General features: G+C 50.8%; 15 protein-coding genes. 10 read left to right on the top strand and 5 right to left on the bottom strand.

What is annotated here, in order from left to right; translation table 11 throughout:
- Positions 1-83 precede the first annotated feature (83 nt).
- Positions 84-1259 (top strand): redox-regulated ATPase YchF, encoded by a 1176-nt coding sequence (ychF, locus tag EL633_RS09915; RefSeq protein ID WP_126627027.1) that lies wholly within the window; start codon positions 84-86, stop codon positions 1257-1259.
- A 168-nt stretch (positions 1260-1427) separates the two neighbouring features.
- Here the strand turns inward: ychF and EL633_RS09910 are convergent, their stop codons facing one another.
- The 3 genes from EL633_RS09910 to EL633_RS09900 are packed head-to-tail and all read right to left on the bottom strand — an operon-like array spanning position 1428 to position 2235.
- On the bottom strand, positions 1428-1667 hold the full coding sequence (locus EL633_RS09910; RefSeq protein ID WP_126627026.1) for a hypothetical protein: 240 nt from the start codon (positions 1665-1667) through the stop codon (positions 1428-1430).
- 40 nt (positions 1668-1707) lie between these two features.
- Positions 1708-1995: a carboxymuconolactone decarboxylase family protein gene (locus EL633_RS09905; protein WP_126627025.1), complete on the bottom strand. Its 288-nt coding sequence runs from the start codon at positions 1993-1995 to the stop codon at positions 1708-1710.
- Between the two features lie 18 nt (positions 1996-2013).
- Complete coding sequence (locus tag EL633_RS09900; RefSeq protein WP_126627024.1) at positions 2014-2235, bottom strand: carboxymuconolactone decarboxylase family protein; 222 nt, start codon at positions 2233-2235, stop codon at positions 2014-2016.
- A gap of 177 nt (positions 2236-2412) precedes the next feature.
- Between EL633_RS09900 and purK the strand changes: the two genes are divergently transcribed.
- From purK to EL633_RS09865, 7 genes are all read left to right on the top strand, one after another.
- Complete coding sequence (purK, locus tag EL633_RS09895) at positions 2413-3582, top strand: 5-(carboxyamino)imidazole ribonucleotide synthase (protein ID WP_218027452.1); 1170 nt, start codon at positions 2413-2415, stop codon at positions 3580-3582.
- Positions 3583-3590: 8 nt separating this feature from the next.
- Positions 3591-4196 carry a 5-(carboxyamino)imidazole ribonucleotide mutase gene (locus EL633_RS09890; protein WP_126627022.1) on the top strand — a complete coding sequence of 202 codons (606 nt, stop codon included), beginning with the start codon at positions 3591-3593 and terminating at the stop codon, positions 4194-4196.
- Positions 4197-4382: 186 nt separating this feature from the next.
- Entirely contained in the window at positions 4383-5414 is a 1032-nt protein-coding gene (ruvB, locus tag EL633_RS09885; RefSeq protein ID WP_126627021.1) for a Holliday junction branch migration DNA helicase RuvB, read from the top strand.
- Complete coding sequence (gene queA / locus EL633_RS09880; RefSeq protein ID WP_246039111.1) at positions 5399-6499, top strand: tRNA preQ1(34) S-adenosylmethionine ribosyltransferase-isomerase QueA; 1101 nt, start codon at positions 5399-5401, stop codon at positions 6497-6499. The genes ruvB and queA overlap by 16 nt, the downstream gene beginning before the upstream one ends.
- 226 nt (positions 6500-6725) lie before the next feature.
- Positions 6726-7670, top strand: a complete 945-nt coding sequence (locus tag EL633_RS09875; protein WP_126627020.1) for a ribose-phosphate diphosphokinase — start codon at positions 6726-6728, stop codon at positions 7668-7670.
- A gap of 549 nt (positions 7671-8219) precedes the next feature.
- Positions 8220-8969 carry an RNA polymerase sigma factor gene (locus EL633_RS09870; protein ID WP_126627019.1) on the top strand — a complete coding sequence of 250 codons (750 nt, stop codon included), beginning with the start codon at positions 8220-8222 and terminating at the stop codon, positions 8967-8969.
- Positions 8970-9009: 40 nt separating this feature from the next.
- Positions 9010-9600, top strand: coding sequence for a helix-turn-helix domain-containing protein (locus EL633_RS09865; protein WP_126627018.1), 591 nt, complete (start codon positions 9010-9012; stop codon positions 9598-9600).
- Positions 9601-9618: 18 nt separating this feature from the next.
- On the opposite strand, the gene ubiG is transcribed toward EL633_RS09865, so the two are convergent.
- Complete coding sequence (gene ubiG, locus EL633_RS09860) at positions 9619-10362, bottom strand: bifunctional 2-polyprenyl-6-hydroxyphenol methylase/3-demethylubiquinol 3-O-methyltransferase UbiG (RefSeq protein ID WP_126627017.1); 744 nt, start codon at positions 10360-10362, stop codon at positions 9619-9621.
- Positions 10363-10514: 152 nt separating this feature from the next.
- Here ubiG and EL633_RS09855 point away from each other — a divergent pair, with 152 nt between their 5' ends.
- Together EL633_RS09855 and EL633_RS09850 are read left to right on the top strand one after the other, a co-directional pair.
- Positions 10515-12929: an FtsK/SpoIIIE domain-containing protein gene (locus EL633_RS09855; RefSeq protein WP_161982065.1), complete on the top strand. Its 2415-nt coding sequence runs from the start codon at positions 10515-10517 to the stop codon at positions 12927-12929.
- A 20-nt stretch (positions 12930-12949) separates the two neighbouring features.
- Positions 12950-14071: an FtsK/SpoIIIE domain-containing protein gene (locus tag EL633_RS09850; protein ID WP_126627015.1), complete on the top strand. Its 1122-nt coding sequence runs from the start codon at positions 12950-12952 to the stop codon at positions 14069-14071.
- An 88-nt stretch (positions 14072-14159) separates the two neighbouring features.
- Here EL633_RS09850 and EL633_RS09845 read toward each other — a convergent pair whose 3' ends face one another.
- Positions 14160-14477 carry a hypothetical protein gene (locus tag EL633_RS09845; protein ID WP_126627014.1) on the bottom strand — a complete coding sequence of 106 codons (318 nt, stop codon included), beginning with the start codon at positions 14475-14477 and terminating at the stop codon, positions 14160-14162.
- Positions 14478-14567 lie beyond the last annotated feature (90 nt).

Below are 14567 nucleotides of genomic sequence, written 5' to 3'. Positions count from 1 at the left end.
CTTGTGGTCCTACTTATAACGATTGCTACTTGAGGTACAATATGTGCCAGCTATAGATACTTAAGGAGAAGGAAGAACAGCACATGGCTTTAACAATAGGAATTATCGGTTTGCCGCAGAGTGGCAAGACGAGTCTGTTTAATGCTTTAACCCAGGCGGGTGCGCCGATTGGTGGCTATGCGACCAGTACCGTTCAGGCGAACGTGGGTGTGGTTCAGGTGCCCGATGCGCGTTTACAACCACTGGCCGATATCTTTCAGCCCAAAAAGATAACTCCAACCACCGTAGAGTTTGTGGATGTCGCAGGTATGGGTCAGGCCTCACAGGCCGCCAAAGAGAAAAAAGAAGGACTAAGCGCTGAATTTCTGGGGCACATTCGTAATGCCGATGCGCTGGCAATCGTACTCCGTACCTTTGCCAACGACAATGTAACCCATATCAACGAGAGCATTGATCCTTATCGTGACCTGGAGAGTCTAAATGCCGAACTCATGATTACCGATCTCTCCTCGGTTGAGCGCCGTCTTGAGCGTACATCGCGTGCCGCCAAGTCCGGCGATAAAAAATATCAACAAGAGGTTGAGATCCTCAAGCGCTTCAAGGACGCACTGGAAGAATTCAAGCTGGTCAAAGAACTTGAGCTTGGACAACCTGAACACACTCTGCTCAAAGAGCTCTTCCTCTTAACCATGAAGCCACGTATGTATGTCCTCAATGTAAGCGAAAGTATCTTAGGTGAGGCCAACGATCTGCTGGACAAAATCTCAGCCGGCGAAAACGTCGACGAAGATACGCTGTCCGCAGAGCTAAAAGGTATCGTCAAAGTAGCCAGACGCGCCAAAGAAGAAGGATCAGAGGTCGCGGCGGTCTCAGCCAGCCTTGAGGCAGAACTCTCAGAGCTACCCGAAGAGGACGCCCAGGAGTATCTGGAATCACTAGGATTGCCAAAGCTCGGTGCGGACCGCGTTATCCAGGTTGGCTACCGCCTGCTCAACCTCATCACCTTCCTGACCGCCGGTGAAGATGAAGTACGAGCCTGGACAGTCACCCAGGGAGCCAAAGCCCCCGAAGCCGCCGGCAAAATCCACTCAGACATCGAACGCGGCTTCATTCGCGCCGAAGTCGTCCATTTCAACGACTTCATCGAATGCGGCTCATTTGCGGCTGCCACCAAAAAAGGCGTCCTACGCCTCGAAGGCAAAGAATACGTCGTCAAAGACGGCGACATCGCCCACTTCCGCTTCAACGTCGGCAAATAAAATTATACCTCTCTCAATATATGGCGCGCCGGAAATCCGGCGCGCCATATATTGAGGTGATTTGCCTGCCCGGGAGGTGCAGGAGGGCCGGCGAGGCCCTCCTGCCGGGGGCGCGGGGGTGTCCCCTGCTACTCCCCCTCCCCTTCCCGCCGTAGGCGGGAAGCCCCCCTACTCGTATTGCTTAATTAATTTATCAACTAAATTCCCAATCTCATGCCACAAATGGTGTTGATAATCCAGCATACGAGACTGACTCAAATCAAACTCACGATTCGAAGAATCCTTCTTCGAATTTTCAGCAAACTGCTGAGAAAGAGCATGCGTCTTCTCACCACGCCCATGTAAATACACACCTAACTCATTCAAATCATGCAAGAGTGCATGATACTTCTCTTCATTCGTTGGCATCGCCTAAACTCCTGATTAGCCACATACACTGCACCACAAATCAATGTCCTGGTGCACGCCCCTGGCCTTCATCTAATCTCAAAGCATCCGCAAAGCGGTTAAAGAAATTAAAGATTCCAATTACAGTAGTAAGTTCAACAATTTCGCCATCATCGAAATACGACTGAAGTTCATCCCACAATTCCTCATCAACATCGCGAGCGCTCGTCGTTACAATCTCCGCATAACGCAAGGCGACCAGCTCGCGCTCAGTAAACAAGTGTCGATTTTGATCGATATGATAAAGAGCGTCAAGCAGCGCCTCATCCAATCCCATCTGCCTTGCCAAGGCAGTGTGAGCGTTCTCTCAATAGAAGCAAGAGTTCACCTGAGAGACGCGAATAGCGAGCAATTCTTTTAACTGTGACTCAACCGTACCACCCCGCATAGCAGCTTCAACCAGTTGCATCGAGCTCTGCATAATATCCGGACGATGTGCCATCGTCTGAAAAAGCGTTGTCATCGTAGAACTGCCAGCACCAGCAAAGGTAGGTAATTGGACCGAGTCATCAGGTTGGATGCGCGGCATCGACAACCTCCTCACAAAAGTAAAGATATATAATCCTTATCTATTCTATGAAACATATCGACCGTGCGCAAGCAGTAGCGAAATGAAGAGAGGCACAAGAGGGAAAGCTGTGGATGGATTGACACTATTCAGCACTGATGTTTACAATAAATGAGCGATGCAAAGGAGAACCGACGAGTGAACATAGCACAACCTAATCAAGATCAAGAAGCAAATTTTATTGCCCGAACCCGAATTGGGATTATCGGCGGTGGTCAGTTGGGATTGATGATCAGTGAAGCAGCACGTAAGCTGGGCTTTGCTTCGGTCGTCGTTCTCGATCCGACCCCGGCCAGTCCAGCCTCCGCAGTAGCTGAACAAATCGTGGGTAGCCTGAAAGATCCTGTTGCCCTACGTCAATTGGCCGATCGTGCGGATATCCTGACTTATGAAATAGAACATATCAATACCCAGGCCCTACAAGACTTACAGGCCGAGGGTGTAAAGATTTATCCTTCGCCAGAATTACTGGCCGTCATCCAGAATAAATTTGAGCAAAAGGAATTTCTGGCGCGCCATGGTATTCCTGTTGCCCCCTATCGTGCTGTCTCATCGACTACAGATATCGAGCAGGCGGCCCAGGAATGGGGTTATCCACTGGTCCTGAAGGCGAAAAAAGATGCCTACGACGGACGCGGCAATGCCCGCATCAAGGGTCCTGAGGACATTGAAGGTGCGCGCGCGAAATTAGGTGACCGTGAGCTTTACGTGGAAAAGTACATCGACCTGGATAAAGAACTAGGCATCATGATCGCGCGCAATGAGCGCGGCGAGAGCTCTTCTTTTCCTGTGGTCGAGATGCTACACGAACGCGACATCTGCCTCACCGTAATGGCACCCGCCCCAATCTCATCTGAATTGCAAGCCGAGGCACAAAAGATGGCCAGCGAGACCATCGATAAACTGCAAGGTATCGGTATCTTCGGAGTCGAGATGTTTCTGGATAAAGAGGGGAAAATCTGGTTGAACGAGATCGCTCCCCGGCCACATAATTCCGGTCACTATAGCATCGAGGCCTGCCAGACCTCACAGTTTGAGCAGCATCTACGTGCCATCACCAATCTTGCCCTGACGCCCACGACTATATTGTATCCAGCCGCCGTCATGGAAAATATTCTCGGTGAGCGCAATGGGCCAGCGGAAGTGCATTGGAACCAGGACTATGATCATGAGCGTGTGTTCCCACATATCTATGGCAAACGCGAGACTAAAATTGATCGTAAAATGGGCCATATCACGGTAGTGGGAGATGATCTAGACCAGGTTTACCGACAAGCAAAGGAGGCGAGGGCAGCGCTCTCGATATAAAGCAGCATATGTCAGAGGATCAAAAAGCGGTACTCGCAGCAATCAGCCAGGAACATGGCGTCCTGGTTTCTCCTGAGGGCGTGGGAGCCAGCGCCAAAGGTGAGCCCAAAGTTCTGATTACGATGGGGAGCGACTCAGATTTGCCCTTGATGATGAAGGCGGTAGACACGTTGCGCTACGAGTTTGGCATTCCTTGCCTGGTACAAATCAATTCAGTCCACCGTGATCTGCGCACCGTTGTACAACATATCGACAACCTGCCAGACTCGGTACAGGTTGTGATCGCCTGTGCCGGTGGGGCCGCCCATCTACCCGGCAATATCGCCGACCTGCGCGCCGATCTACCAGTCATTGGCGTGCCGCGAGACCTGGGTGCCCTGAAAGGGGTCGATGCCCTGCTCTCTATGGTACAGATGCCCGAAGGTGCGCCAGTCGCAGTCATGGCCATCGGGGATGCCGGAGCCGTCAATGCCGCCATCCATGCTGCCAAAGAACTGGCCATTGGCGAGCCCGCCATTAAACAGCGTCTCCACGCCTACGCCGAAAAACGCAAACAACGCGTCGCCACCCAGAATCAAACCCTGGAAAGCCGACTCAGCACGTATAGCAAGTAACTCATGATTAGCTTCATACGTCTCACATCGCGGCTGGAATCCAACCGCGATGTGAGACATATTGGTTATGAGCCTTCAAACAAAAGAAGCATCGAGCTATGCTCATCTTTACTCGACTTCAAATGCAAACTCTGATATAATGGCAGTCGCACGTTGTAGAACACTAGTTTCATATCGGAGAGAGATATGGGGGACCGCCTCGTTTCACCAAATATCAGCGCAGAGGAACAACTGATCGAAGGAAGCTTGCGTCCTCGCCATCTAGCAGAATACGTTGGTCAAGAAAAAATCAAAGACAACCTGAGTATTTTGTTGGAAGCCGCACGTCGCCGTAACGAGTCGGTTGATCACGTGCTGCTCTATGGTCCACCAGGACTGGGAAAAACGACCCTTTGTAATATTATCGCCGCCGAGATGGGCGTGAACCTGCGTACCACCTCGGGTCCAGCCATTGAGCATGCCGGTGATCTGGCCTCTATTCTAACCTCACTGCAACCCGGAGAAATCCTGTTTATCGATGAGATCCATCGTCTGGCACGCGCCGTTGAAGAACGTCTCTATTCCGCGATGGAAGATTTCGCCCTGGATGTGATGATCGGTAAGGGTCCAAGCGCTCGATCACTGCGGCTCTCCCTGCCACCTTTTACGGTGGTCGGAGCTACGACCAGGGTCGGTTCGTTGACCGCCCCTTTACGTGATCGTTTTGGCGCCATTTATCGTATGGAATATTATGATATAGATGCATTGAGACTGATCGTGGCCCGTTCAGCGCGAATCCTGAAGGTGGAAGCGAAAGCCGAGGGCATTGAAGAGATCGCTGGTCGTGCACGAGGTACCCCGCGTATCGTTAACCGCTTGCTCAAACGTGTCCGTGACTATGCGCAGGTCAGAGGCGATGGCATTATTACTGGTGAGATCGCCAAAGCAGCGCTGGACGCCATGGAGGTCGACGAGATCGGACTCGATCAGACTGACCGCAACATGTTGCTGACCATTATTCAAAAGTTTAATGGTGGTCCGGTTGGATTGGACACGCTGGCCGCCAGTACCAGTGAGGACTCAGAGACGATTGAAGACGTGTATGAGCCCTATCTATTACAATTAGGTTTTATTGCGCGCACCCCGCGTGGCCGTATCGCCATGCGTGCCGCATATCAGCATCTAGGCATTACGCCACCAGGTGGAGAAGGTGGATTAAGTCCGTGGACAACACCCTGAAAATAAGTGATTTTGATTATGATTTACCGTTAGAACTGATTGCACAGACACCCATCGAGCCGCGAGACTCCTCGCGGCTCCTGGTGGTTCAGCGGCAAACAGAAACAATGGAACACCGCCATTTTCGCGATCTAGGCGATTATCTTAAACCTGGTGATCTTTTAATCGCGAACCAGAGCCGGGTTATTCCTGCGCGTCTGCTGGGATACCGGGCTGAGACCCGAGGCGCCGCCGAGGTCCTGCTCCTCGCTGAACGCAGTGAGCTGGGTCCAGACCATTGGGAGACACTGGTCAGACCAGGACGCCGACTACGTGAAGGGGCGCGCATCTACTTTGGCGCCCCAGATCAAGAGCCGAGGCTCATTGGAGAAATCCTGCAACGTACCGAAGCCGGTGGACGCATCGTCCATTTCCAGGTACCTGATCAGGAAACCAGCAATCCTGGCGATCCTTATAACGTCCTCACTGTACGCCAGCGTATCGACGAAATCGGGCGTATGCCGCTTCCCCCGTATATCCATGAGACCCTGGAGGATCAGGAACGCTATCAGACGGTCTATGCACGTATTCAAGGTTCGGCGGCCGCGCCAACTGCTGGCCTGCATTTTACACCTGAGCTGTTAGAGCGATTGCGTCAACAGGGTGTGCGTACTGGCTTCGTCACCTTGCACGTCGGACTCGATACGTTCCGGCCGGTTGAGCATGAGAATGTCAGTGAACATAAAATGCACAGCGAGGAGATTGAGCTCGATAGCGCGACTGCGGAGCTGATTAACGAGACAAAGAAGGCTGGCGGGCGCGTCGTCGCTGTTGGCACCACCTCGGTTCGGGTGCTGGAGAGCGTGGCCAGTTTCTATGATGGCAAGATCGCCGCGTATAAAGGCAATACAAACTTGTTTATCACGCCCGGAACAAAATTCCAGGTTGTTGACGCCATGATCACCAACTTCCATCTACCCCGCTCAACCCTGCTGCTGCTGGTTAGCGCATTTATGGGCAAAGAACTGATGGAGCGCGCTTATCAAGAAGCCATCCGCGAACGCTATCGCTTCTTCAGCTTTGGCGATGCTATGTTGCTGCTTTAAACTTCAGAAGCAGCAACATAGCAAAAATACGGTATTAGCGCAGGCTAAGAGAGGACTTTACGGCACCTCATCTTGACGCTACAACAATACAGGTGTCACAATAGCAAAGGTAAGTTCCACCGATCGCAAAAGAAAAGAAAAGAATCCGCAGGGATGCTTTGCTTCTGTATTCTGTGCCTTATTGACTTCATTGCATATCTTGAGTAAGAGTATAAGGATAAATGCTATGCGTGACATTACTATTTTTAGCGGCAATGCTCATCCAGATTTAGCCCGGGAGATCAGTGCATATCTGAATCTTCAACTTTCACCGACCCATATTCAACATTTCAGCAACGACTGCCTCTATGTTCAGATGAACGAGAACTGCCGTGAAAGTGATGTCTATCTGGTACAGCCACTGGTCACTCCGGTACAAGAGAATCTGATGGAGCTGTTATTTATGCTAGATGCGGCTCGTGGAGCTTCTGCGGCGCGTCTGACGGCTGTCATACCATATTATGCCTATGCCCGCTCGGATAAGAAAGATGCTCCGCGTATCTCGATTGCTGGCAGATTGGTGGCTGATCTTCTCCAGACGGCGGGAGCGAACCGCGTGATTACCGTGGCCCTCCATGCTCCCCAGGTCCATGGCTTCTTCAGTGTTCCAACTGACCATCTTAACGCCCTCAATGTGCTGGCGCAGCATTTCCGCCAGTATAATTTAACCAATGGCATTGTCGTTTCACCGGATCTGGGTAACGCCAAGTCAGCCACCTACTTCTCCCGCTTGCTGAATCTACCGGTTGCCGCTGGTAGCAAAAAACGTGTGAGCGATGATAAGGTGATCATTGATAGTATCGTTGGTGATGTCAGTAATAAAGATGTGATTATTATCGATGATGAGATCGCTAATGGTGGTACTATCGTTGAGATCCTGCAACATGTACGCCAGCGTAATGTCGGTCGTATCTTTATTGCCTGTACGCATGGATTATTTACGGGTAAGGCGATTGATCGTCTGAAGAGCCAGCCTGATATTGAGGAAATTGTGACCACGAATACGGTGCCGATACCTGCTGAGAAGCGTTTGCCGAATATGAAGGTGCTTTCGATGGCGCCTCTTATTGCTGAGACTATTCGTCGTAATCACAATGGTGAGTCGGTGAGCAGTTTGTTTGATACTGTTTAGCAACATTGTTGGCTATTCTTTGACACCTCGCGCCTGCGGCGCTCGCTTGGTAATAAAGAGGAGTGAGCTTTGGAGGCGGCTGCGGCCGCCTCCAAAGCTCACTCCTCTTTATTAAGATGGGGATGGGATATGAGTTGCTTCACATGCTCACTCCTCTTTATTAGGATGGGGATGGGATATGAGTTGCTTCATATGCTTAGCTTACTCTTCTTTTCTTTGTTGGGATGGGATATGGGTTGTGGGTCTAAAAATATTTGAGCGCTAAGGGTGCGAGAAGTAGTTAGAAGAGATAGGTGAGTCCTGGTGCTTTTCACATTTTAGGATTTCTGTTATTCTAGTTACAGTATCCTCGAAGCGGATCGGGGGAGCATGCCTGTCATAGGTTATCATCCTCTTGTTCCAAGGATACATGCCATGCCAGTCAGGTTTGGTGAAAAGCACCAGGGATAAGATAGATCTATAAAGATTTCCGCTTTTTGCGTGACGAGAAGAATAGAGTTGGTAGGAGCACGAAAGCGAACCAGCGTAGTACTACTTTTGGGGGACTGAATGATCGACCTGAGTGATCCTGCGTTTCATGAGCGCTTACACCGTCGGACAGCAGAGGGACGCTATGAGATTGGTGAAATTGAGCTTGTTAAAAGTATTCGCGCACTGAAGGCTGCGAATAATATAGCCGGAGTTCGTTATCTCTGTGAGGTGCTGTTGCGACGGTGCGCACCAGCGTTTCAACGGCATACGCAGGGCTTACACCATAGACCAGAATTACGGGAAGAGGCAATCGCGAACATGGGTGAGCACCTGTTACGCGAAGCTCAAGATCCCAGCGAAATATTTATCACACAGAATTTTATCCATTACTTGCGCTGCCTCTGTGTCGATGAATTTAACCGGGTCCTACGTCAAGAAGGACTGGGCTATCGACGCGATGCAGAGGGCCGTCCCGCGGGACGACCACAGCATGTGCCACGTTCACTGGTTGAGACCTTGCGACCCGCTGCCGCGGATGATGAAAATCAACCGACTTCGGATGTCGCAGATCCACGAGATCAGTTTGAAGAAATGCATGCCGAAGATGAAAGCCAGCGTATCCTGACGTATCTACGCGATCCTCTGGATCGCCAGATTATGATCTTACGGGCTATTGAAGGACTCAAGTGGGATGATATCGCGGGCCTTTGTAAAAAGACTGAGCGAACGGTACGACTGCGGTATGAGCGCGCCCGTGGCTACCTGCGCGAATGTGTGATAAGAGAAGGTTATAATCCATATTCATCAACATTGTCACAGCAATCATAATGCCAAGCAAATCACAAAAGGAACGGAAAGGAGTACTCAAGTGAACACTCCCAAATTACTACAATTAAAAATGGCCTGGCTCGCCGCTAAAGAAGCAGGCGATACCCAGGCCCAGATGCGACTACTCCAGGAGCATCCATCACAACAGGATGAGCTGATCGATTTTATCGCTGGCTATCAGGCCACAGGCGGCAATGAGCGTATTGATCCACAGGCAAGTTTGCTACCATTGACGGAACGTGCGCTTGGCAACGCCCTGAATCGCGTTTTCGTGACGGAACAGGCCTTCGCGACCCTCACCGAGTTACGCAAAAGTCGTAGCCTCAGTAAAGTCGAGGCCGCCAGAGGACTGCGCCTCAGCGTTGACGTCTGGAACAAATTTGAAAGCGGCGCCATTGAACTGGTCAGTCTGAGCCAACGCCAATTAGAACGCCTGGCCCAATTCTTCCAGGTCAGCATCGAGCAATTTAGTGGCTCGCTCACAGAAAGTCAGCCAGCCGTTACCTTAAATCGCCGTCAGACCCGTGAGGCCGCACGCAATGCCCAGCAAGGTCCACACAAGCAAAGCTTTGCCGACGCCATCGCACGCAGTACCATGTCCAAAGAGGACCAGCAATTCTGGCTAGAATAGAATAATGGCAGTAATTGCTTAAGAGTTTCTCTGTTCCGCCCTTCCTTTTGTGGCATAACCAATATAAGAAACGCCCTTAAACCAACCCGGAGCAAGGGTCAAGCGTCCCTCAACCAACTTTGGCATAAAGCCAGTCAGTTCTTGAATCTGTAGCGCATCCTGTGTCATCAGAGTCCGGAGTTCGCCTGGCTTAATAAAAGAGGCATACTGATGAAGTCCCGGCACCAGACCTTGTTTCTGGAAGAAGCGCTCACCAATCCAGATCAATACCAGTTGTGCCAGGAAGGTCCGATTGATGGTATCAAAAATAAAAATCCCGCCCGGAGCCAGCACGCGCGCAATCTCATGAATGGTTAATGGCAGATTCTGAACATGCTCTAAAACATCAAGGCAGACGATGGCGGAAAAACTGCCATCCGCGTAGGGCAAAGCTTCGGCGGACCCCAGATCAAAGGCCACATTATGGCCAAGATGTCCTTGCTGTACATAGCGACGCGCACCAGTTAAGGACGATGCCGAAGGATCCAGTCCGGTCATAAGCGCGCCACGGCGGGCGAGTTCACGGCAGAGCAAGCCGCCACCGCAGCCAACTTCTAAGATTTCCTGCTGCGCCAGAGCCGAGCGACCAAAGACACGCTCGATACGCGACTCAATATAATTACAGCGATCAGCGGTCAGCCGATTAAGAAGATTACCTTTGTCATACCAGCCATAGTCGGTAAAGATCTCGGTTTGAGGGGGCATTTGCGTCCGTTGCACCATATGTAACCTACTTTCATGTCATCAGTACAATATACAAACAGTGAGAGATAGCTCCATGATAATTTGCCGGGACGAATATTTTTTGCTAAGATAACACAATACAATAGTATAATTAAAGAATGTTGCAGGGTTATGTTGAGGAGGGGACCGGATTGTCCAAACAACCACTATCCACTATTACACGTAAAGCACGCATCTGGCCAGAAATCAGCAAGGCTGGCGTCGAATTACCCAATCCACCAGGCCATCAAAACAATGCAAATCCGCTTACATTGATCACCATGCTGTGTAGTATGGCCGGGATGTTTGCCTATATCGTGATCATGCCACGCTTTGGTGGAAATAGCTTTTTCATTGTAGGCATCTTTATTATGAGTAGCTGCGTCATGATCGGTGCACTCCTGAACTTCTTGTTTCAATGGATACCGGCGCGGCGTCAAAAACGGCGATTACAACACAGTTACACACAAAAAATAACATCCGTCAAAAAACAGCTCCGCTTGCTAAGTTTGCAGGAACGGCAAGGACGGCTGGAATTAGATCCTCCGCTGATTATACCCACGCCAGTACCAGAGCATATCTATCAACAACTCACATACACACCCATCTTACAAAGAAGCTTCAATAATCAAGATATACAGCTCTGGTCACGCAAACCCGATGATCCAGATTTTCTCGCCGTACGTATCGGGATGGGAGAGCGCCCGCCAACCTTTCAGATCAAACGCGTATCCGCTCCATCTACTGGCACCACTACATCGATACAGGCAAGACAATGGAATGAGCTTGAAACATTAGCACATGATTATACATCGCTGATCGTACCCATCAGCATTTCATTGGCGGAACAAGGGACAATGGCAATTCTGGATGTAGATACAGAGCCCTCACAAGCTCGTCAGCAGGCCATGCTGATGGTGGCTAACCTTGCATACCATCACTCGCCCGATGACGTCCGTATCATGATCCTGGCGCCAGAAAGCCAGCGTGAAGTATGGGAGTGGGCGGAAGAGTTACCGCATACACAACTTTATGATCCCCGGCTGACCAGTGAGGAAATTGATAACACACAACAAGAGCACGCCGTCGCCATTGGCAACGAGGCGGTCCTCAATCTACTGCCACTCATTTCACGCGAGGTAAGTCGCCGAGAACTGTTGCTAGGAGATATTCAGCCACACCTTCAAGATAAGGCCAGAGCCATTCTGCCGCGCCTGATTATCGTGGTGGACCACTTTGATCCGGTTAAGGATCTGAATCAGCCACCTTCGTTTCTGCCACTGGCCCGCATACCATCACGACCAACGGCGTCAGGTACGATTCATCGATCGCGGCTGACCAGTGCGCCACTGCAACGGCCAGAGATGACACTGGCCCTCAATGCCGCCAGAGCCCTTGGGGTCTCGGTAATTACCATCTGTAGCGAGCACAGCGCTATGCCGCCAAACACCAGCATATTACTAGAACTACGTAACACCGTGGATCAACAACAAGAGACAGCCAGCGTCCAGGCTCAGATCCGTTATCTGGCGGCGGATGCGCCACCAGCAATACAATGCCAATGGTTAGATCAGGGCTCACAGGAGGCATTCCATTACCTGGCCCGTAAGCTCCAACCATTGCGCCCAACCACACCTAAGCGGCTGGAGCTACGGATACAGGTTGATCTGTGCAGCCTCTTCGAGCCACACCTGGATCTGGCAAAATATGATCCCTCATTATACTGGCAGGATCCGGCGCTACGACTACCAGATGGAACGCCAACGCTGCGCCTGCCAATTGGCCTTAAAATGGCAGACGAGATCCAATATCTGGACCTGCTCAAGGATGGTCCACATGGACTACTTATCGGCCAGACGGGCTCGGGCAAGAGCGAGCTACTGCAAACGATCATTTCAGCCCTGGCCATAGCGTATCCACCAGCCGAAGTCAATTTTCTGCTGATCGACTATAAGGCAGGACTGGCATTAGAACCGTTCAGTCATCTCCCCCATACCATCGGTTTTCTATCGAATGTTTCGTCAGAAGCGCTGATACAGCGTTTTATTCTGATGCTCAAAGCTGAAGCCACAAGACGCGAGATACGCTTGCGAGAAGGGCGGGCCACTCCGCGACTGATCATCATCATCGACGAGTTCGCTGAGATGGTTAAGCGTACCGACAGTGTGCTTGAAGAGCTGTTTACGATTACGCGCGTCGGTCGTGAGATTGGGATGCACCTTTTACTGGCAGCCCAACGACCAGAGGGGATTATCGGAAGTAAGCTGCGTGACTATGTGCAATATCGTCTGTGCCTGCGCTGTGCCTCACCGGAGGATAGCCGCGAAGTCTTACGCCGTATCGACGCAGCAACCCTACCCGCCAGTATTCCAGGTCGTGGCTATCTACTCCATGGCGACAACCAGCTGGATCTCTTTCAAGCGGCACGTATCTCTATGCCAACTACGCCGTTTGTTCAGAATCTCTATACCACCAACAAGCAAAAGAGCATCCAGCTTACCAACAAACAGAAAAGCATCCAGCTCACCAATAAACAGAAAAGCGTCCAGTTCACCAATCAAGAATAGGGAAGGGATGGGAAAAAACCATGGATATACATATCGAGCCAACCCCACGTCTGCCAATGTATCCACAACAGAAAACATTGAAGGCATCAGATATCTTAATCGAACAGATCTGCCAGGCTTATACGCCGGACGATGCCAGACGCGACAGCATCTATTACTGGCCCCAGCCGCTACCTACGCCAGAGGCGCATATCTTGCCAGATCCACTGGTCCTTTTTCAGGGTGAGCCAAAAGCTAGCGGCAAAGCACGCCAGACATTGATCCCATTAACGATCCAGGAAATACTGCATCGCGCTCCACATGAGAGCCAGAAACCATCGATGCAAATACCACTGGGATTAATTGATAAGCCAGAAAGCCAGCAACAGGAGACACTGGTAGTTGATCTCCATGGGAGCAGGGGAGCATTGACCGGCGGCCCATTATTATTATTGGGAGCCCTGAATAGCGGCAAAGGTACAGCACTACAAACGTTACTATTATGGCTCACAGCGCGCTACCGTCCATCTCAACTTATCTGTGCCGTTATTGATCCCAACCATGATCTTGAGCTTTTTCGTGGACTGCCACAGTTAGCGCACACGGGCAAAAGTCTGTGGACTGACGGGGCTACCGATGACGAGGTTATACAGCTGTCGAATTACTGTCTGGAGCTCATTGCCCAACGCCGCAAGCGCTATAACAGCCAGCGCTGGAACGATGATACCTTTCATCAGCTCTGGAACACGAACGAAGGACTGCCAATATTCCTGCTGATCGTAAGCCAGTACCAACGTTTTACCGAGCGACCCATGGCCAGTCAGGCGCTCAAGAAGCTTATCTTTAGCTGCGCCGAAGCCCGCGCCCTGGGAGCATATACCGTCATCACGGCCGCCGAGGTTGGTATGCGCCATTTATCCGCCGATCTGTTAAACAAAATCAGCACGCGTATCAGCCTTTTCATTAACGAACAGCAACGCGCAGAATTCTTTGGACGCATCTATCCCATGGATCCGATACCTGGACGTGGCCTGCTCGTCACCCAGGATCGACAGGCACACCATATCCAACTGGCGCTACCCGTTATGGGAGCGAATGAGACTGAGCGCTATGAGCAGCTAAAATACGCCCTGAAGCAGATCCACTGGAGTCAGCAACGCTAATCATAGGCGCGCAAAAAAGGAGAAAAATCGCCTTTTTATGCACTATACATAAAAGCATTTTTCTCCCAAGGTATGATAAAAGCGAACCCTAGTAGCCCAGTGTATTATCAACTGCAGCCACAATGGGATTGAGGTAGTTGAACAGAGCCTGCATATCGCTGGAAACACTGGTGACCGCGTGCAGCCATGTGGAATAGTTATTGATATATGCATTTACGGTCGTGCCGTTTACTGAAGCGGTGAGCGCATTATTCAACATAGGCAAGTCATGGTCAATCAACGATTGCAGTTCGCCCTGGATACGGAGCAACTGATTTAACGAATAATGAAGTCCGCCGAGATCGGTAATATTGATTGAACCGCCAGCTGCAGTCGCAGTTACAGGCGTATTTGATGCTGAGGACATATTTTCCCCTCCCTAATCCAACACTACAACATATCTGCGTCTATCCTGCGTTTCTTGGGGCAAGAAAACGCAGATCGAAAAAACTTTTCA

The organism is Dictyobacter alpinus, from assembly GCF_003967575.1.
In the GTDB taxonomy this organism is placed as follows: domain Bacteria; phylum Chloroflexota; class Ktedonobacteria; order Ktedonobacterales; family Ktedonobacteraceae; genus Dictyobacter; species Dictyobacter alpinus.
The sequence above is the reverse complement of the archived record's forward strand: the minus strand, read 5'-3'. Positions and strand labels throughout refer to the sequence as shown.

Excerpts from the sequence above, each read along its gene's own strand:
- EL633_RS09850 (WP_126627015.1), top strand. The coding sequence starts at position 12,950 with ATGGATATACATATCGAGCCAACCCCACGTCTGCCAATGTATCCACAA.
- EL633_RS09890 (WP_126627022.1), top strand. The coding sequence starts at position 3,591 with ATGTCAGAGGATCAAAAAGCGGTACTCGCAGCAATCAGCCAGGAACAT.
- EL633_RS09845 (WP_126627014.1), bottom strand. The coding sequence starts at position 14,477 with ATGTCCTCAGCATCAAATACGCCTGTAACTGCGACTGCAGCTGGCGGT.
- ubiG (WP_126627017.1), bottom strand. The coding sequence starts at position 10,362 with ATGGTGCAACGGACGCAAATGCCCCCTCAAACCGAGATCTTTACCGAC.
- ruvB (WP_126627021.1), top strand. The coding sequence starts at position 4,383 with ATGGGGGACCGCCTCGTTTCACCAAATATCAGCGCAGAGGAACAACTG.
- EL633_RS09875 (WP_126627020.1), top strand. The coding sequence starts at position 6,726 with ATGCGTGACATTACTATTTTTAGCGGCAATGCTCATCCAGATTTAGCC.
- EL633_RS09870 (WP_126627019.1), top strand. The coding sequence starts at position 8,220 with ATGATCGACCTGAGTGATCCTGCGTTTCATGAGCGCTTACACCGTCGG.
- EL633_RS09910 (WP_126627026.1), bottom strand. The coding sequence starts at position 1,667 with ATGCCAACGAATGAAGAGAAGTATCATGCACTCTTGCATGATTTGAAT.
- ychF (WP_126627027.1), top strand. The coding sequence starts at position 84 with ATGGCTTTAACAATAGGAATTATCGGTTTGCCGCAGAGTGGCAAGACG.
- EL633_RS09900 (WP_126627024.1), bottom strand. The coding sequence starts at position 2,235 with ATGCCGCGCATCCAACCTGATGACTCGGTCCAATTACCTACCTTTGCT.